General features: G+C 67.7%; 16 protein-coding genes and 1 tRNA gene. 5 read left to right on the top strand and 12 right to left on the bottom strand.

The window, feature by feature from the left end; all coding sequences use genetic code 11:
- Positions 1–28: 28 nt before the first annotated feature.
- Positions 29–1,660, top strand: a complete 1,632-nt coding sequence (locus ACW174_RS12965; protein WP_492014859.1) for an AbgT family transporter — start codon at positions 29–31, stop codon at positions 1,658–1,660.
- A 96-nt stretch (positions 1,661–1,756) separates the two neighbouring features.
- Positions 1,757–1,833: transfer RNA gene (locus ACW174_RS12960), tRNA-Asp, on the top strand.
- Positions 1,834–1,959: 126 nt separating this feature from the next.
- On the opposite strand, the gene ACW174_RS12955 is transcribed toward ACW174_RS12960, so the two are convergent.
- The gene (locus ACW174_RS12955; protein ID WP_492014858.1) at positions 1,960–2,388 is read right to left on the bottom strand and encodes a hypothetical protein; all 429 of its coding nucleotides are present in this window, start codon (positions 2,386–2,388) and stop codon (positions 1,960–1,962) included.
- Positions 2,389–2,955: 567 nt separating this feature from the next.
- On the bottom strand, positions 2,956–3,246 hold the full coding sequence (locus ACW174_RS12950; RefSeq protein WP_492014857.1) for a hypothetical protein: 291 nt from the start codon (positions 3,244–3,246) through the stop codon (positions 2,956–2,958).
- Between the two features lie 309 nt (positions 3,247–3,555).
- On the opposite strand from ACW174_RS12950, the gene ACW174_RS12945 reads away from it, so the two are divergent.
- From ACW174_RS12945 to ACW174_RS12935, 3 genes are all read left to right on the top strand, one after another.
- Positions 3,556–5,166 carry a DEAD/DEAH box helicase gene (locus ACW174_RS12945; RefSeq protein WP_492014856.1) on the top strand — a complete coding sequence of 537 codons (1,611 nt, stop codon included), beginning with the start codon at positions 3,556–3,558 and terminating at the stop codon, positions 5,164–5,166.
- 114 nt (positions 5,167–5,280) lie between these two features.
- Positions 5,281–6,336 (top strand): GGDEF domain-containing protein, encoded by a 1,056-nt coding sequence (locus ACW174_RS12940; RefSeq protein ID WP_492014855.1) that lies wholly within the window; start codon positions 5,281–5,283, stop codon positions 6,334–6,336.
- Between the two features lie 38 nt (positions 6,337–6,374).
- The gene (locus ACW174_RS12935) at positions 6,375–7,127 is read left to right on the top strand and encodes a lysophospholipid acyltransferase family protein (RefSeq protein WP_492014854.1); all 753 of its coding nucleotides are present in this window, start codon (positions 6,375–6,377) and stop codon (positions 7,125–7,127) included.
- Positions 7,128–7,209: 82 nt separating this feature from the next.
- On the opposite strand, the gene ACW174_RS12930 is transcribed toward ACW174_RS12935, so the two are convergent.
- From ACW174_RS12930 to sufB, 10 genes are read right to left on the bottom strand one after another with little or no spacing between them, the layout of a single operon-like run.
- Positions 7,210–8,016, bottom strand: a complete 807-nt coding sequence (locus ACW174_RS12930) for a MetQ/NlpA family ABC transporter substrate-binding protein (protein WP_492014853.1) — start codon at positions 8,014–8,016, stop codon at positions 7,210–7,212.
- A gap of 23 nt (positions 8,017–8,039) precedes the next feature.
- A complete protein-coding gene (locus ACW174_RS12925; protein WP_492014851.1) occupies positions 8,040–8,696 on the bottom strand; it encodes a methionine ABC transporter permease in 657 nt (218 codons plus the stop codon).
- Complete coding sequence (locus ACW174_RS12920) at positions 8,696–9,685, bottom strand: methionine ABC transporter ATP-binding protein (protein ID WP_492014849.1); 990 nt, start codon at positions 9,683–9,685, stop codon at positions 8,696–8,698. Before ACW174_RS12920 ends, ACW174_RS12925 begins: the two co-directional genes overlap by 1 nt.
- A 1-nt stretch (position 9,686) precedes the next feature.
- Positions 9,687–10,076, bottom strand: a complete 390-nt coding sequence (locus tag ACW174_RS12915) for a HesB/IscA family protein (protein WP_492014848.1) — start codon at positions 10,074–10,076, stop codon at positions 9,687–9,689.
- 8 nt (positions 10,077–10,084) lie between these two features.
- A complete protein-coding gene (locus ACW174_RS12910; protein WP_492014847.1) occupies positions 10,085–10,486 on the bottom strand; it encodes an SUF system Fe-S cluster assembly protein in 402 nt (133 codons plus the stop codon).
- On the bottom strand, positions 10,483–11,721 hold the full coding sequence (locus tag ACW174_RS12905; protein ID WP_492014845.1) for an aminotransferase class V-fold PLP-dependent enzyme: 1,239 nt from the start codon (positions 11,719–11,721) through the stop codon (positions 10,483–10,485). The genes ACW174_RS12910 and ACW174_RS12905 overlap by 4 nt, the downstream gene beginning before the upstream one ends.
- Positions 11,700–12,728: a Fe-S cluster assembly protein SufD gene (gene sufD, locus ACW174_RS12900; protein WP_492014844.1), complete on the bottom strand. Its 1,029-nt coding sequence runs from the start codon at positions 12,726–12,728 to the stop codon at positions 11,700–11,702. The genes ACW174_RS12905 and sufD overlap by 22 nt, the downstream gene beginning before the upstream one ends.
- Positions 12,725–13,477: a Fe-S cluster assembly ATPase SufC gene (gene sufC / locus ACW174_RS12895; RefSeq protein ID WP_492014843.1), complete on the bottom strand. Its 753-nt coding sequence runs from the start codon at positions 13,475–13,477 to the stop codon at positions 12,725–12,727. The genes sufD and sufC overlap by 4 nt, the downstream gene beginning before the upstream one ends.
- On the bottom strand, positions 13,474–13,791 hold the full coding sequence (locus tag ACW174_RS12890; RefSeq protein WP_492014841.1) for a hypothetical protein: 318 nt from the start codon (positions 13,789–13,791) through the stop codon (positions 13,474–13,476). The genes sufC and ACW174_RS12890 overlap by 4 nt, the downstream gene beginning before the upstream one ends.
- Positions 13,788–15,254 carry a Fe-S cluster assembly protein SufB gene (gene sufB / locus ACW174_RS12885; protein WP_492014840.1) on the bottom strand — a complete coding sequence of 489 codons (1,467 nt, stop codon included), beginning with the start codon at positions 15,252–15,254 and terminating at the stop codon, positions 13,788–13,790. The genes ACW174_RS12890 and sufB overlap by 4 nt, the downstream gene beginning before the upstream one ends.
- Position 15,255 lies beyond the last annotated feature (1 nt).

Genomic DNA, 15,255 nt, shown 5'->3' with positions numbered 1-15,255 from the left:
CGTAAACTTCACGGCCCGGGAGGGGTGAATGGCCATTGGCGCTCGGCTTCTGAACACGGTGGAGAGGGTCGGAAATCGCCTCCCCGACCCCGTCTTCCTGTTCCTCTGGCTGATTCTCGGCCTCATCGGCCTCAGCCTGGTCGGCGCGGCGCTGGAGTGGCAGGCTGTCAATCCGGTCACCGGCGACACCCTCGTGGCCCAGAGCCTGCTGTCAAAAGAGAACCTCGAGCGTCTGATCATCGGCATGCCCAAGACGCTGGCGGAGTTTCCGCCGCTCGGCATCGTCATCACCATCATCTACGGCGCGTCGGTCGCGGAACGGTCCGGCCTCTTCTCCACCGCCATCCGGGGCGCGCTTCTGAACGCGCCCAAGGCGATACTGACGCCCGTGGTGGTCATCACCGGCATGGTCTCCCACCATGCCTCCGACGCCTCCTACGTGGTGGTCATTCCTCTCGCGGCCGTGATTTTCGCGGCGGCGGGGCGACACCCGCTGGCCGGGCTGGCCGCAGGGTTCGCGGCGGTGTCGGGCGGTTACGCGGGCAATCTTTTCCCCGGCGCATCCGACGCCCTGATCCTCGGCATCACCGAGCCGGCCGCACAGCTGATCGACCCCTCCTATTCGGTCAATATCGCGGGCAACTGGTTCTTCATCGTCGGCGTGGTGGCGGTCTTCACCCCGATCGTCTGGTTCATGACGGACCGGATTATCGAGCCTCGCCTCGGCGCATGGACGCCCGGCTCGGCGGCCGGAGCCCCCGCCGCCGGCGAGAAGACGCCCCTCACCTCTCCCGAAAAGCGCGGACTGGTTTGGGCCGGTCTGGCGGTGCTGGGCATGATCGCCCTGTGGGCTGTCCTGACCCTCATGCCCGGCTCGCCCTTCGTCGATCCGGAGGCCGAGGCCGGACAGACCTTCAACCCCCTGTACCGCTCGCTGGTCGCCTTCTTCGCCGTCACCTTCTTCGTCGCGGGCGGCGCCTTCGGGGTCGGATCCGGCTCGGTGACGTCGCATCGCGACATGGTGCGGATGATGGTCGAGGGCCTGTCGCAGCTGGCCCCCTACATCGTGCTGGCCTTCTTCGCCGCCCATTTCGTGGCCATGTTCAACTGGTCGGGTCTGGGTCCCATCCTGGCGGTCAACGCCGCGGCGGGCCTTCAGCAGATCGACCTCCCGACGCCGCTGCTGCTGATCACCGTGGTTCTGGTGTCCTGCTTCTTCGATCTTTTCATCGGCTCGGCCTCGGCCAAATGGTCGGCGCTGGCCCCCATTGTGGTGCCGATGTTCATGCTGCTGGGAATCAGCCCGGAGATGACCACCGCCGCCTACCGGATGGGCGATTCCGTCACCAACATCGCCACCCCGCTGATGAGCTATTTCCCGCTGATCCTCGCCTTCGCCCAGCGTTGGGACCCGAAATTCGGTCTCGGCTCGCTGATGTCGACCATGCTGCCCTACGCCGGAGCCTTCCTGGTGGCGGGCCTGCTGATGGTCGCGACCTGGGTGGCGCTGGACCTGCCTCTGGGGCCGGGTGTGGGCGTTCACTACACGCCGCCGCCGCCCGCGATCGCGGCGCAAACACCGCTCGAGGGCGGCGTCATGGGCCCTGCGGCCCCGCCGGAAGCCGCCGCCGTCGCCGGTCCGGGTCTCGCCAACCGGTGATCGCAATTTTTTCCTGATCCACCCTGTTGACGCGCCCGGTCTGCCCGCCTAAACGACGCCCCTCGCCGCGGCGCACCAGCGCTTCGGCCGGGAAACGCGGGTGTAGCTCAGTTGGTTAGAGTGCCGGCCTGTCACGCCGGAGGTCGCGGGTTCGAGCCCCGTCACTCGCGCCATTCCTTCTGATGAAGGAATGGCGCACACCGCCTTCCCTCCTTCGACTATCGAAGACCACGAAGCGGCCGCCCCTCACCGGGCGGCCGTTTGTCTTTGCGCGCGAGGCGACGCAGAGGCCAATGCTTTCAACGCAGCCTGCAGCCGCCTCCGATGCGCGCCGCATCACCGCAGGGGATCACCGCCTGCAGGCCTTCGGTTGGCGAAAAGCGTGCGACGACATGGCTTTCGTCGGCGCAGACCACCTCGTAAAATGACCCGGACGGGTTTGAGCCCATTGGCCTGACCCGCGTGGGCGCACAGTCGGAAAGCGGCGAGTTGCGAAGCCGTTCGGCAAAGCTAGAGGCCGTTTCGCCTTCGTCACTGTAGAGACACTCGCCCCCTTGGACGCTGACCGTCATGCAGGCCTTCACACTCCAGCCACGGCTGTTGCTGCGCTCGATCCAGGCGCCCTCCGCACCCGAACAGCCGATTTCGTAAATCTCGCGGCGCTCCGGGTTCAGACCCACGAACCTGCCGTCATCAACCCGGCAGGCGATTCCCGCCTCGCGGCCCATCCGCTGATAGTGCGGACGCGCGTTCCGGTTCTCACTCAATTCGCATCGCGGCGATCGCGTTCTCCGGTTGTCAGGCGGCCGGCCAGGCGCTCCCTGCAAAGTGAGGCAGTTGATCGCGTTGAAGACGGGCTGACCTATGACGAGATAGCCGGGTGCGTCCCGGCAGGTCACCTCGAACTGCGGAGTGCCTGTCGCGTCACGCCCCCGAAGCCGGGCGTGCGTGACCTCACAGTCAGCCCCCGCCCGCGTCACGGCGCCTTGAGCCGTCTCCAGTTCAAACCGGTCCCGAAGAAGGCCTCTGGTCGTCGTTCCGTGGTCACGAACCTCCTGGGCATCCGCCGGTCCGGTGGCGAGCCAACTGACGGCGCACATAAAGGCAGCCGTGATCGCCGCCCATCGGGTCTTCCCACGGAGCGCGGCCTTCGGCGCCAGACGCCTCTCCTCTACCAACAATTTTGTAGGTCTGACCGACAACGAGGGCTGGGTGGCGCGAATGAGCCACCGGATTGTCGACGATTGAGGTCCGATGGCTGGGTTTCGGTCACGCTTGGCGCCCCCACCCGATGACTACTGCCGCCCCGCCACCAGCACGTTCTGCACGCGGCGGCCCAGCGGGTCGCGCGAGTGCCAGGTGTCGCCCACATCGGCCTGGATCAGGGTGGTGCAGAAGCGCGGGATCAGCATGTTCGGACGCATATTGGTCAGACAGACCCGTTCACCCTGCACGCTCCAGCGCGCGGCCAGGCGGCGGCCGTCCGAGAACTGCGCATTGTAGCTGCCGTCCGGATTGAACCAGTGCTTCACCCATCCCCCGTCGGGATAGCGTGACAGCACCGTATTGCCGAAAGCGGAATTCATGTCGGCCCGACCCGGACCGGCGGCGAGACAAGCGACCGCTACGGTCGCCACGGCTAACGCACGCAGCATGCAGATACCCTCAAACAGACCCTTCCCAATGCGGACTATTAACAGCCTGTTAGGTTCTGCCAACCCCCGAACACCGTCACACGAATAGTTGACTATCGCGTGGGGGCTTCTATATGCGGCCCACGTTACGGGACAGGACTGGCGAATTCGCGCCGCCCGCTCGCCCACGGCACAGGGCGGTTCCGAGACATCGCACGACGCTCCGATGCGCGGGGTGTCCTTCCACAGTCCCAAGGATTCATGACAGAATTTTCGCAACTGGGCCTCTCGCCCACGACCCTGCAAGCGGTCGCCGACACCGGTTATACGACCGCCACCCCCATTCAGGCCGCCGCCATCCCGGTCGCCCTCGCCGGCCGTGATGTCCTGGGCATCGCCCAGACCGGCACCGGCAAGACCGCCGCCTTCACCCTGCCCCTGATCGACCGGCTGCAGTCGGGCCGCGCCCGCGCCCGGATGCCTCGCGCCCTGGTGCTGGCCCCGACCCGCGAACTGGCCGACCAGGTCGCCGAAAGCTTCGCCAAATACGCCAAGGGCACCAAGCTCAACTGGGTGCTGCTGATCGGCGGCGTCTCCATGGGCGATCAGGTCGCCGCCCTGAACAAGGGCGTGGACGTGCTGATCGCCACCCCGGGCCGCCTGATCGACCTGTTCGAGCGCGGCAAGATGATGCTGAACGGCGTCGAGATCATGGTCATCGACGAAGCCGACCGCATGCTGGACATGGGCTTCATCCCGGACATCGAGAAGATCTTCAAACTGACGCCGCCCAAGCGCCAGACCCTGTTCTTCTCGGCCACCATGCCGCCGGAAATCACGCGCCTGACGACGCAGTTCCTCAAGGATCCGACCCGGATCGAGGCCTCGCGTCCGGCCATGACCGCCGACACAATCACCCAGTACGTCGTGCGCATCCCGACCTCGGACCCCAAGGCCAAGCGCACCGCCCTGCGCGCCCTGATCGGCCGCGAGGACGTGCGCAACGGCATCGTCTTCTGCAACCGCAAATCCGAAGTCGATATCGTCGCCAAGTCGCTGAAGCTGCACGGTTTTGACGCCGCGCCGATCCACGGCGATCTGGACCAGAGCCTGCGCACGAAGACCCTTGCGGACTTCCGTTCGGGCGCGCTGAAAATCCTGGTGGCCTCCGACGTCGCCGCGCGCGGCCTGGACATCCCGGATGTCAGCCACGTCTTCAACTACGACGTCTCGCACCACGCCGACGACTATGTGCACCGCATCGGCCGGACCGGTCGCGCGGGCAAGCTGGGTCAGGCCTTCATGATCGTCACCCCGTCCGACGACAAGGCGTTGGACAAGGTGCTGAAGCTGATCAAGATGGACCCGCAGGAACTGGTTCTGGACGGCATCGACTTCACCGCCATCAAGGACCAGCCGCGCCGCGAGGGCGGTCGTGACGGCGGTCGGGGCGACAAGCGCGGCGGTCGTGGCCGCAGCGAACGCCCGGCGCGCACGGCTCACGAGGACGAGGCGCCGCAGGTTCAGACCGAACAGCCCGGCCCCGCGCCGGTCGCCGCCTCCGACGACACGGAAGCCGCCCCCGCCCGCCGCACGCGCAGCCGCCGCGGCGCCAAGGCCGCCGTGGACGCGCCGGTCCAGGCCGCTCCGGTCGTGGAAGCGACGCCGGAGCCCGTCGAGGTCGAGGCCCCTGCCCCGCGTGAGCCCCGCGAACCGCGCGAGCCCCGCCGTGAACGCGGTCGCGACCGTGGCCGCAACGCCGACAAGCGCGAGGCCGCCCCGGCCGAAGACCCGCGCGCGGGCAACGGCCGGCCGTTCGGCGAGGCCGAGATTCCCGCCTTCCTGCGCCGCCCGGTGACGATCAGGGACTGACGGTTTTTGAAGGCCGGAGACGGCCACGCTTAACCCGTCGTTACCTATCCACGGTCTAGCCTCCCCGCCTGCGTCCGGTCTCGTGTGTCCGGCGCAAGGGGGGAAGAATTCCGCATGACCACATCGGTCGAGACCGCGCTCCGGGGACCGGAAGCCTATAGCTTGTCGCGTCGGGTGATCGACGAGATGGAAACCGCGGGCGTCTGGCCGACCCCACTGAATTTCGAGCTTTGGCTGCACTATCTGGGTGATCCCGAAGGCGCGCTGGGCCGCGAGATCCAGCGCCTGCTGGCCGCCGAAGACCCCTTCACCGAAGCCACGGCCGACATGCTGGCGGCGGAATATCTGCCGCGCGGTCGCCTGACCGAGGAAATCCGGGACGCCGGTCGGGTTCTGGACCGCGAACTGTCCAGCGTCGCCGACGCCATCTCCCGCGCCCACAAGTCCCAGACCGCCTATGGCCAGACCCTCGACAAGGCCGCCAGCAGCCTTGACGCCGCCGGCGACGGCGACGCCCTCAAGACCATCGTGGGCGGGCTGACCACCGCCACCCGCCGCATCCAGCGCGAAAACGAGACGCTGGAGAAGAAGCTCGACGTCTCGACCCGGGAAGTCGCCCGCCTGCGGGAACACCTTGAGCAGGTGCGCCGCGACGCGATGACGGACGCCCTGACCAACCTCGCCAACCGCAAGGCCTTCGACGAACACCTGGCCGCCGCCCGCGAGCATGTCGAGGCCACCGGAGAGAGCATGGTCCTGGCCGTGCTCGACGTGGATCACTTCAAGCGCTTCAACGACACCTGGGGCCATCAGACCGGCGATCAGGTCCTGCGCTATGTCGCCAGCGTCATCGGTCGCTTCGGCCAGACGCCCCGCATCGCCGCCCGCTATGGCGGCGAGGAGTTCGCCATCATCTTCCCGGGCGAAACCCCCGCGCGGGTCGAGACCGCGCTGGAGGCGATCCGCAAGGAGATCGCTTCCCGCTCCCTGCGTCGCCGCTCCACCAATGACGAGCTGGGCGCCGTGACCATCTCCGCCGGGTTCGCCGTGCATCGTCCCGGCGACGCCGCCTCGGCCCTGCTGGAACGCGCCGACGCCGCCCTCTACGCCTCCAAGCGGGCGGGCCGGAACCGGGTCACCTCCGCCGAGGCGCTTGACCGCGCGGCCTGAGCGCTTGGCCCGGCCCGCGAACAGGGCATAGTCCTCGCATGCGCAGTTTCATTTTCGCGATCGCCTACTGGTCGCTGTCCATCGCCTACACGCTCGCCGCCTGTTTCGCGGCGCTGGCGCCCGGCCGCAAGGCCACGGGCTGGATCATCCGCCGCTATGTCCGGCGCATGGTGCAGGCCATGCGCGTCCTGGCCGGCATCCGCATCCGCTACCGGGGCGAGGACCGCCTGCCGCAGGGCGCCTTCATCATCGCCTCGAAGCACCAGAGCTGGGGCGACGGCTTCGCCACCTATGACCGCTTCAGGGACCTCGCCTTCGTCACCGGCGACCATCTGGAGAAATTCCCGTTGCTGGGCACGGTTCTGCGCAAGCTGGGCGCCATCGTGGTCAACAGTTGCGGCGGCCGCGCCGCGCGCGACGCCCTGAAGCATCGCGCCGCCGACGCCCATGCCGAGGGCCGAAAAATCCTGATCTACCCCGAGGGCCACCTCGCCAGAGTTGGCGAGAAGTACCGCTACCGCTCGGGCGTCTGGCACATGTACCGCGACTTCAACATGCCGGTCGTGCCGCTGGCCACCAACCTGGGCCTGTTCTGGCCGCAGGAGGCGTTCCGAAAGACGCCCGGCACGGCCACGCTGGAGTTCCTCGATCCCATCCCCGTCGGCCTGCCGAAGGACGAGTTCCTCGCCCGGCTGGAAGCGGCCGTCGAAGGCCGCACCGCCGAACTGATCGCCGAGGCCACGGGGCTGCCGGTAACGCCCGCGGTGCAGGTGGAGACGCCGGTTAAGTGAGGGATCAGGGACCAGGGATGAGGTTGTTCGGGGGCGAATCCGCCGCCTGAACGAGCCTCGATCGCCTAATCCCTAATCCCCTTCAAGCCGCCGGAATCACCGCCCCGTCGTATTTCTGCGCGATGAAGTCCTTCACGGCCTGACTGCGCAGGGCCCGGGCCAGGGCCTGGACCCGCGGATCGTTCTGATTGTCGGGGCGCGCCACCAGATAGTTGATGTAGGGGCTGTTCGCCCCCTCCAGCGACAGGGCGTCGGTGCGCGGCTTCAGTCCGGCGTCCAGCGCATAGTTGGTGTTGATCACCGCCGCATCGACCTGCGGAAGGATCCGCGGGATGGTCGCCGCCTCGACTTCGCGGAACTGGAAGCCCTTGGGATTGGCGGTGATGTCGCGCACCGTCTGCAGCGGGTTCTGGCTGTCCCGCAGGGTGATCAGACCCGCCGCCTGCAGCAACAGAAGCGACCGCCCGGTGTTCGAGGCGTCATTCGGCAGCACGATCTGCGCGCCGTTCGGCAGGGCGGCCAGCGTCGTATGTTTGCGCGAATACAGGCCCAGCGGCTCCACATGCACGCCGGCCACCGTGATCAGGCTGGTCCCGCGCGCCGCGTTGAACTCGTCGAGATAGGGCTTGGTCTGGAAGTAGTTCACATCCAGTCGGCGCTCGGACAGTTGCACGTTCGGCTGGACGTAGTCGTTGAACACCTTGACCTCGATCGGCATGCCCTCGGCGGCGAGGATCGGCTTCACGACCTCCAGGATTTCGGCGTGCGGCACGGCGGTCGCGCCGACCACCAGAGCGGCGCCCTCCCCGCCGGTCTTCTCACCGCCCGCGCCACAGGCGGCAAGCGTCAGGACGGCGGCGGCGGAGAGCAGGAGGGAGCGACGGATCATGGCTTGACCTTTCGGGGGAGCGATCAGCGGTGAGAGACGGCGGTGACCACGCGGTCGCCGATCATCTGAAGGATTTGAACCAGCACCAGCAGCAGGACCACGGTCACGACCATGACGTCCGTCTGGAAGCGCTGATAGCCGAAACGCACGGCGAGGTCGCCCAGACCCCCGGCCCCGACCACCCCCGCCATGGCGGTGTAGCTGACGAGGGCGATGGCGGTGACGGTCGCCCCGGCGATGACGCCCGGCAGGGCCTCGGGGAGCAGGGCGCGGGTGACGATCTGGAAGGTCGAGCCGCCCATGGCCTGGGTCGCCTCGACCACCCCCTTGTCCACCTCGCGCAGGGCCGTCTCGACCAGCCGCGCATAGAAGGGGGCGGCGCCGACGACCAGCGGCGGGATGGCGCCGGCTACGCCCAGCGAGGTCCCGACCAGCAGCACCGTCACCGGCAGCATGACGATCAGCAGGATGATGAAGGGCACCGACCGCAGCACATTGACCACGAACGACAGCACGGCGTTCAGCACCGGATTGGCCGCCAGCCGCCCCTTGCCGGACAGGTACAGCAGCACGCCCAGCGGAATGCCCAGCACCACCGTCAGCACCAGTGACCCGCCCAGCATCAGCAGGGTGTCCACGGTCGCGCGACCGATCTCGGCCCAGTCCACATTGTCGAACATCAGGCCGCCTCCACCGCGACGCCGCGCGCGCTCAGTTGCGCCACCGCCGCCTCGGCGTCGCCGCCGGTGAAGGCCACGACCAGCTGGCCATAGGGTTCGCCCCGGATGCGGCTGATGCGGCCTGACAGGATCGAATAGTCCACCCCGACCGACCGCGCGACGCGGCTCAGTTCGGGCTCATAGGTCGAGGCGCCGCGGAAGGTCAGCTTCGCCAGACGCGCCCCGGCGGGCACGACGGAGGCGTCAAACGCCTCCTCGCCCTCGGCCAGCATGGCGCGGGTCACGGGATGTTGGGGATGCAGGAAGACGTCGGCCGTCGCGCCCTGCTCCACGATCCGGCCGTCCTTCAGCACGGCCACGCGATCACAGACCCGGCGCACCACCTCCATCTGGTGGGTGATCAGCACGATGGTCAGGCCCAGCTCGCGGTTCAGCTGATCCAGCAGGGTCAGGATGTCCTCGGTCGTCTCCGGGTCCAGCGCGCTGGTCGCCTCGTCGCACAACAGGACCGAGGGCCCGCAGGCCAGCGCCCGGGCGATGCCGACGCGCTGCTTCTGGCCGCCCGACAGCTGGGCCGGATGCTTGTCGGCATGCTCCGACAGCCCCAGCCGCTCCAGCAGCTCCGCCGTCCGCGCCTTCACCTCGGCGGCGGGCCGCCCTTCCAGCCGCAACGGGAAGGCGACATTCTCTGCAATGGTTTTGGCGTTCAGCAGGTTGAAATGCTGGAAGATCATGCCGATCCGGCGGCGCGCGGCGCGCAGTTCGGCCGGGTTCAGGGCGGTGATCTCCTGCCCGTCCACGAAGACCTTGCCCGCGTCCGGCGTCTCCAGCCGGTTGATCGTGCGGATCAGGGTCGACTTGCCCGCGCCGGAGCGCCCGACCACGCCGAAGATTTCACCCTTGGCGACCTCAAGGTCCGCGCTGTCCAGCGCCACGCGCTCGCCCGCCGCGCTGCGGTAGCGCTTCGTCACCCCTTCCAGCCGGATCATCTCAGTCGGCCTTCACCGGAACGATGGTGACGCTCTCGCCGCAGCCGCAGGCGTCGGTCTGGTTCGGATTGCGGAACACGAATTTGGACGCCAGCTTCGTCGTCTCGAAGTCCAGCTCGGACCCGATCAGGTAAAGCACGGCCTTGCCATCGATCAGCACGGTCGCGCCCTTGTCCTCGACCACCTCGTCCAGCGGCCCGACGGCGTCGGCGAAGGCGAAGGTGTATTCCTGCCCCGCGCAGCCGCCGTTCTTGATGCCGACGCGCAGGCCCACGACCGCGCCCTCGGCCGAGGCCGTCAGGTCCTTCACGCGCGCGGCGGCGGCGTCCGTCAGCGTGATGGCCTTGGGGCGCGGACGGCGGGGACGGGTTGTTGTTTGAAGCTCGCTCATCCCGGTCCTCAGAACATGTTGAGCGCGAGTTTGGCCTCGTCGCTCATCTTGGAGGGATCCCACGGCGGGTCGAAGACGATGTCGGCGCGGGCCGAACGGATGCCCTCGACCTTCATCACCGCCTGCTCCACCCAGATCGGCATCTCGCCGGCCACCGGGCAGCCCGGAGCGGTCAGGGTCATCTCGACCTGGACGTCGCGCTCGTCCGACAGGTCGACCTTGTAGATCAGGCCCAGCTCATAGATGTCGACCGGGATTTCCGGGTCAAACACCGACTTCAGCGCCTCGATGATGCCGTCGGTGAGATGATCCAGCTCCTGCTGGCTGATCTTGCCGGATTCGACCGCGGCGGTGCGACCGCCGTCATCGTCAGCGGCAGGGGCTTCGGCAGGGGGCGTCGGGTCGGTCATGCAAAGAACTCACGGGCCTTGATGAGGGCGTCGGCGAAAGTGTCGACGTCCTCGGTCGTATTATATAGGGCGAAGCTGGCCCGGGCGCTCGAGGTCAGGCCAAATCGTTTCGCCAGCGGCTCGGCGCAATGCAGGCCCGCCCGCACGGCCACGCCGTAACGATCCATGATCTGGGCCACGTCATGGGCGTGGGCGCCCTCGACGGTGAAGGTCAGGATGGCCCCCTTCCCTTCCGCCTCGCCGACCACCTTCAGCCAGTTCACCCCGTCCAGCCGCGTGCGGGCGTGGGCATACAGGGCGCGCTCGTGCGCATCGACGGCGGCGCGGTCGTACTGGCCCAGCCAGTCCATCGCCGCTCCCAGGCCGATGGCCTCCAGGATCGGCGGCGTCCCCGCCTCGAACCGGTGCGGCGGCTTGGCGTAGGTCACCCGGTCCATCTCGACCGTCTCGATCATCTCGCCTCCGCCCTGATAGGGCGGCAGGGCCTCCAGCGCGCCGGTCGTGCCGTACAGGGCGCCGATACCGGTGGGGCCGTACAGCTTGTGGCCGGTCAGGACGTAGAAGTCACAGCCGATGGCCTGAACGTCCGGCGTCGCATGGACCGCGCCCTGACAGCCGTCGATCAGGACCTTTGCCCCGACCGCATGAGCCATGCGCGTGATCTCGGCCACCGGATTAATGGTGCCCAGCACGTTCGACATGTGGGTGACGGCGACGACCCGGGTCTTGGGCCCCAGCAGGTCGGCATAGGCCGCCATGTCCAGCGAGCCGTCGTCCAGCACCGGAATCCACTTCAGCACCGCCCCGCGCCGCTCGCGCAGCAGGTGCCAGGGCACGATGTTGGAGTGGTGCTCCATCTGGCTGACGATGATCTCGTCGCCCGGCTGGATCGACAGGCCGATCCCGTTGGCCACCAGATTGATCGCCTCGGTGCCGCCCTTGGTCCAGACGATGTTGTCCGGCGTCTCCGCGTTCAGGAACCGCGCCACGCTCTCGCGCGCGGCCTCGAACGCCTCGGTCGTCTCATTGGCCAGGGTATGCAGGCCGCGGTGGACATTGGCGTAGCCGCCCTCCATCGTTTGAACCAGCGCGTCGATCACCGCCCGCGGCTTCTGCGCCGAGGCGGCCGAGTCCAGATAGACCAGCGGCTTGCCGTTCACCGTCCGCGACAGGATCGGGAACTGGGCGCGGGCGGCATAGGCGTCAAAGGCCATTACAGGCGATCCGTCAGCCATGTCCTCGCCACCTCTCTCGCGCCGTCGTGCGCGATGCGGTCCACCACCTCGATCAGGAAGGCCTCGACCAGCAGGGCGCGCGCCTCCTCGGCCGGAATGCCGCGCTGTTGCATGTAGAACAGGGCCGACTCGTCCAGATTGCCGACGGTGTTGCCGTGCGCGCACTGCACGTCGTCGGCGTAGATGATCAGCTCGGGCTTGGCGTCGACCTCGCCCCGCTCGCCCAGGATCAGGGCGTGGTGCTGCATCCTGGCGTCGGCGCCGTCGGCCCCGCGCTGGATCACGATCTTGCCCTGGAAGACCGCGCGCGCCGCGTCGCGCACCACCCCCTTGGTCATCTGGCTGGTCAGGCCGTCGGCGGCGACATGCTCGACCACCGTGGTCAGGTCCGCGTGCCGCTCGCCGCTCAGCGCATAGGCGCCGTCCAGCTGCACATCCGCGCCCTGCGCGAAATGCAGCAGCTGGGTCTCGAACCTCTGCAGCTTCGCCCCGGTCGTCAGCACGGTCTGGCGATAGACGCCGCCCGCCTCGACCCGGACCTCGGCCTGACCGATGGAGATGGCGTCGGCCGGTTCGTCGACCAGCACCACCCGGATCACCTCGGCCCCGCGCGCCACGTCCAGCTCCAGCCGGTTGTGCGCCACATAGGCCGCGCCCTTGCCCTCATGCGTCTCCAGCAGCAGCAGCCTGGCGCCCGCCCGCGCCGAGATGCGCGCCGTGGCGGCGTGCCCCGTGCCCTCGGCCTTGGAGATATAGCGCAGGCGCAGGGTCTGCTCGCCCGAGGCGACCAGGGTGTTCACACCCACGGCCCGGCCGTTGACGAACACCATGGCGTCCCCGCCCAGCGCCTCGAACGGTCCCCCGCCGACGACCGGCACCGCGGCCGAGGGCGACGGCGCGGGCGCCTCGCGCAGCAGTTTGCGCAGGTCCGAATATTTCCACGCCTCCACCCGCCGCGACGGGAAGCTGGACGCGTCCTTCAGATCGATCAGAGGGAGGGCGTTCACGCCGCCTCCATCACATATTTGTCGTAGCCCTCGGCCTCGAGCTGGTGGGCCAGCTCCGGACCGCCCGAGGCGACGATGCGGCCGGCGGCCAGCACATGCACCCGGTCGGGTTTGATATAGTCCAGCAGGCGCTGGTAGTGGGTAATCACCAGCATCGACCGCTCGGGGCTGCGCAGCGCGTTCACCCCCTCCGACACGATGCGCAGGGCGTCGATGTCCAGACCCGAATCCGTCTCGTCGAGGATCAGCAGCGACGGCTCCAGCAGGGCCATCTGCAGGATCTCCATCCGCTTCTTCTCACCGCCCGAGAAGCCGACATTGAGCGGCCGCTTGAGCATGTCGAAATCCATCTTCAGCGCCGCCGACGCCGCCCGGACCAGCTTCAGGAAGGCCGGGGCCGAGACCTCCTCCTCGCCGCGCGCCCGCTTCTGGGCGTTCAGGGCGGTGCGGATGAAGGTCATCGCCGGCACGCCGGGGATCTCCAGCGGATACTGGAACGACAGGAAGACGCCCTTGGCCGCCCGCTCGGCCGGATCGAGACCCAGCAGGTCGTCGCCCTTCCACGCCACGGCGCCGGCGGTGGCCTCATAGCCCGGACGGCCCGACAGGGCGTAGCCCAGCGTCGACTTGCCCGCCCCGTTCGGCCCCATGATGGCGTGCACCTCGCCGGCGGGAACGTCGAGCGTCAGCCCCTTGAGGATCGGCTTGTCGCCGACGGAGACGTGGAGGTTGGAGATGGAGAGGGTCAACGCGGGTATTTCTCTTCGTTCGTCATGTGCAGCTTTAGCCGCGAAAGTTCTTCGTAGCCGAAGGTGAAGGCGTCCTCGCCGACGTAGCATTCGAGCTGCGCCAAGCGGATTGAACCGGTGGAATAGAAGAGCACGGTCGCGATTGTGCCCGGAGGCACCTCATTGAGGTCCGTCCTAACGCCACCATCGACAGGGAGCGCGCGCGAAAGGACCACGTCGTCGTAACAGCGGACGGGGCGACCATCGCTACCAGCAAAAGTCCCGTCCTGTGTCCATTCCTCAGGCTTGATCTGATCGTGCGCTGAAAGCGTCATCCGACCGACCCTTCCAGCGAGATCGCCACCAGCTTCTGCGCCTCGACGGCGAACTCCATCGGCAGCTGCTGCAGCACGTCGCGCACGAAGCCGTTGACCAGCAGGGCCACCGCCTCCTCCTGCGACAGCCCGCGCTGTTGCGCATAGAACATCTGATCGTCGCTCAGGCGCGTCGTCGTCGCCTCGTGCTCCAGCTGGGCCGAGCCGTTGCGGGCCTCGATATAGGGAATGGTGTGCGAGCCGCACTCCTTCCCGATCAGCAGGCTGTCGCACTGGGTGAAGTTGCGCACCCCCGTGGCCTTGGCATGCACCGAGACCAGGCCGCGATAGGTCGAGTCCGATTTCCCCGCCGACACCGCCTTGGCGATGATCCGCGACTTCGTATTCTTGCCCAGATGGATCATCTTGGTGCCGGTGTCGGCCTGCTGATGCCCGTTGGTGATGGCGATCGAATAGAATTCGCCCGAGCTCTCCTCGCCGCGCAGGACGCAGGACGGGTATTTCCAGGTGACGGCCGAACCGGTCTCCACCTGGGTCCACGACACCTTGGACCGGTCGCCCCGGCAGTCGGCGCGCTTGGTGACGAAATTATAGATGCCGCCCTTGCCCTCGGCGTCGCCGGGGTACCAGTTCTGGACGGTCGAATACTTCACCTCGGCGTCGTCCAGCGCCACGATCTCGACCACCGCCGCATGCAGCTGGTTCTCGTCGCGCATCGGCGCGGTGCAGCCCTCCAGATAGGAGACGTAGCTGCCCTTGTCGGCGATGATCAGGGTCCGCTCGAACTGGCCGGTCTGGCTCGCATTGATGCGGAAATAGGTCGACAGCTCCATCGGGCATTTCACGCCCGGCGGGATGTAGACGAACGACCCGTCGCTGAAGACCGCGCTGTTCAGCGCCGCGAAATAGTTGTCCGAGACCGGCACGACCGAGCCCAAGTATTGACGCACCAGCTCAGGATGTTCGCGCAAGGCCTCGGAAATCGGCATGAAAATCACGCCGACCTTGGCCAGCTCGGCCTTGAAGGTGGTGACCACCGAGACGCTGTCGAACACCGCGTCCACCGCCACCCGCGGCGCGCCCTGCACCCCGGCCAGCACTTCCTGCTCCTTCAGCGGGATGCCCAGCTTGGCGTAGACGGCCAGCAGTTCGGGATCGACCTCGTCCAGCGACTTGGGCCCGATCTTCTCCTTCGGCGCGGCGTAGAAATACAGGTCCTGATAGTCGACCGGCGTGTAGTTCACCGCCGCCCAGGTCGGCTCCTCCATCGCCTGCCAGCGCTCGAAGGCGGCCAGCCGCCATTCCAGCATCCATTCCGGCTCGCCCTTCTTCTCGGAGATGAAGCGCACGATGTCGGCGTTCAGCCCCTTGGGGGCGAACTCCTGTTCGATGTCCGAGCTGAAGCCGTGCTCGTATTTCTCGAGGGCGGCGACGGCGTCGATGGTTTCCTGAACGGCGGCCATG

Source organism: Brevundimonas sp. AVps31 (assembly GCF_058681355.1).
The sequence above is the reverse complement of the archived record's forward strand: the minus strand, read 5'-3'. Positions and strand labels throughout refer to the sequence as shown.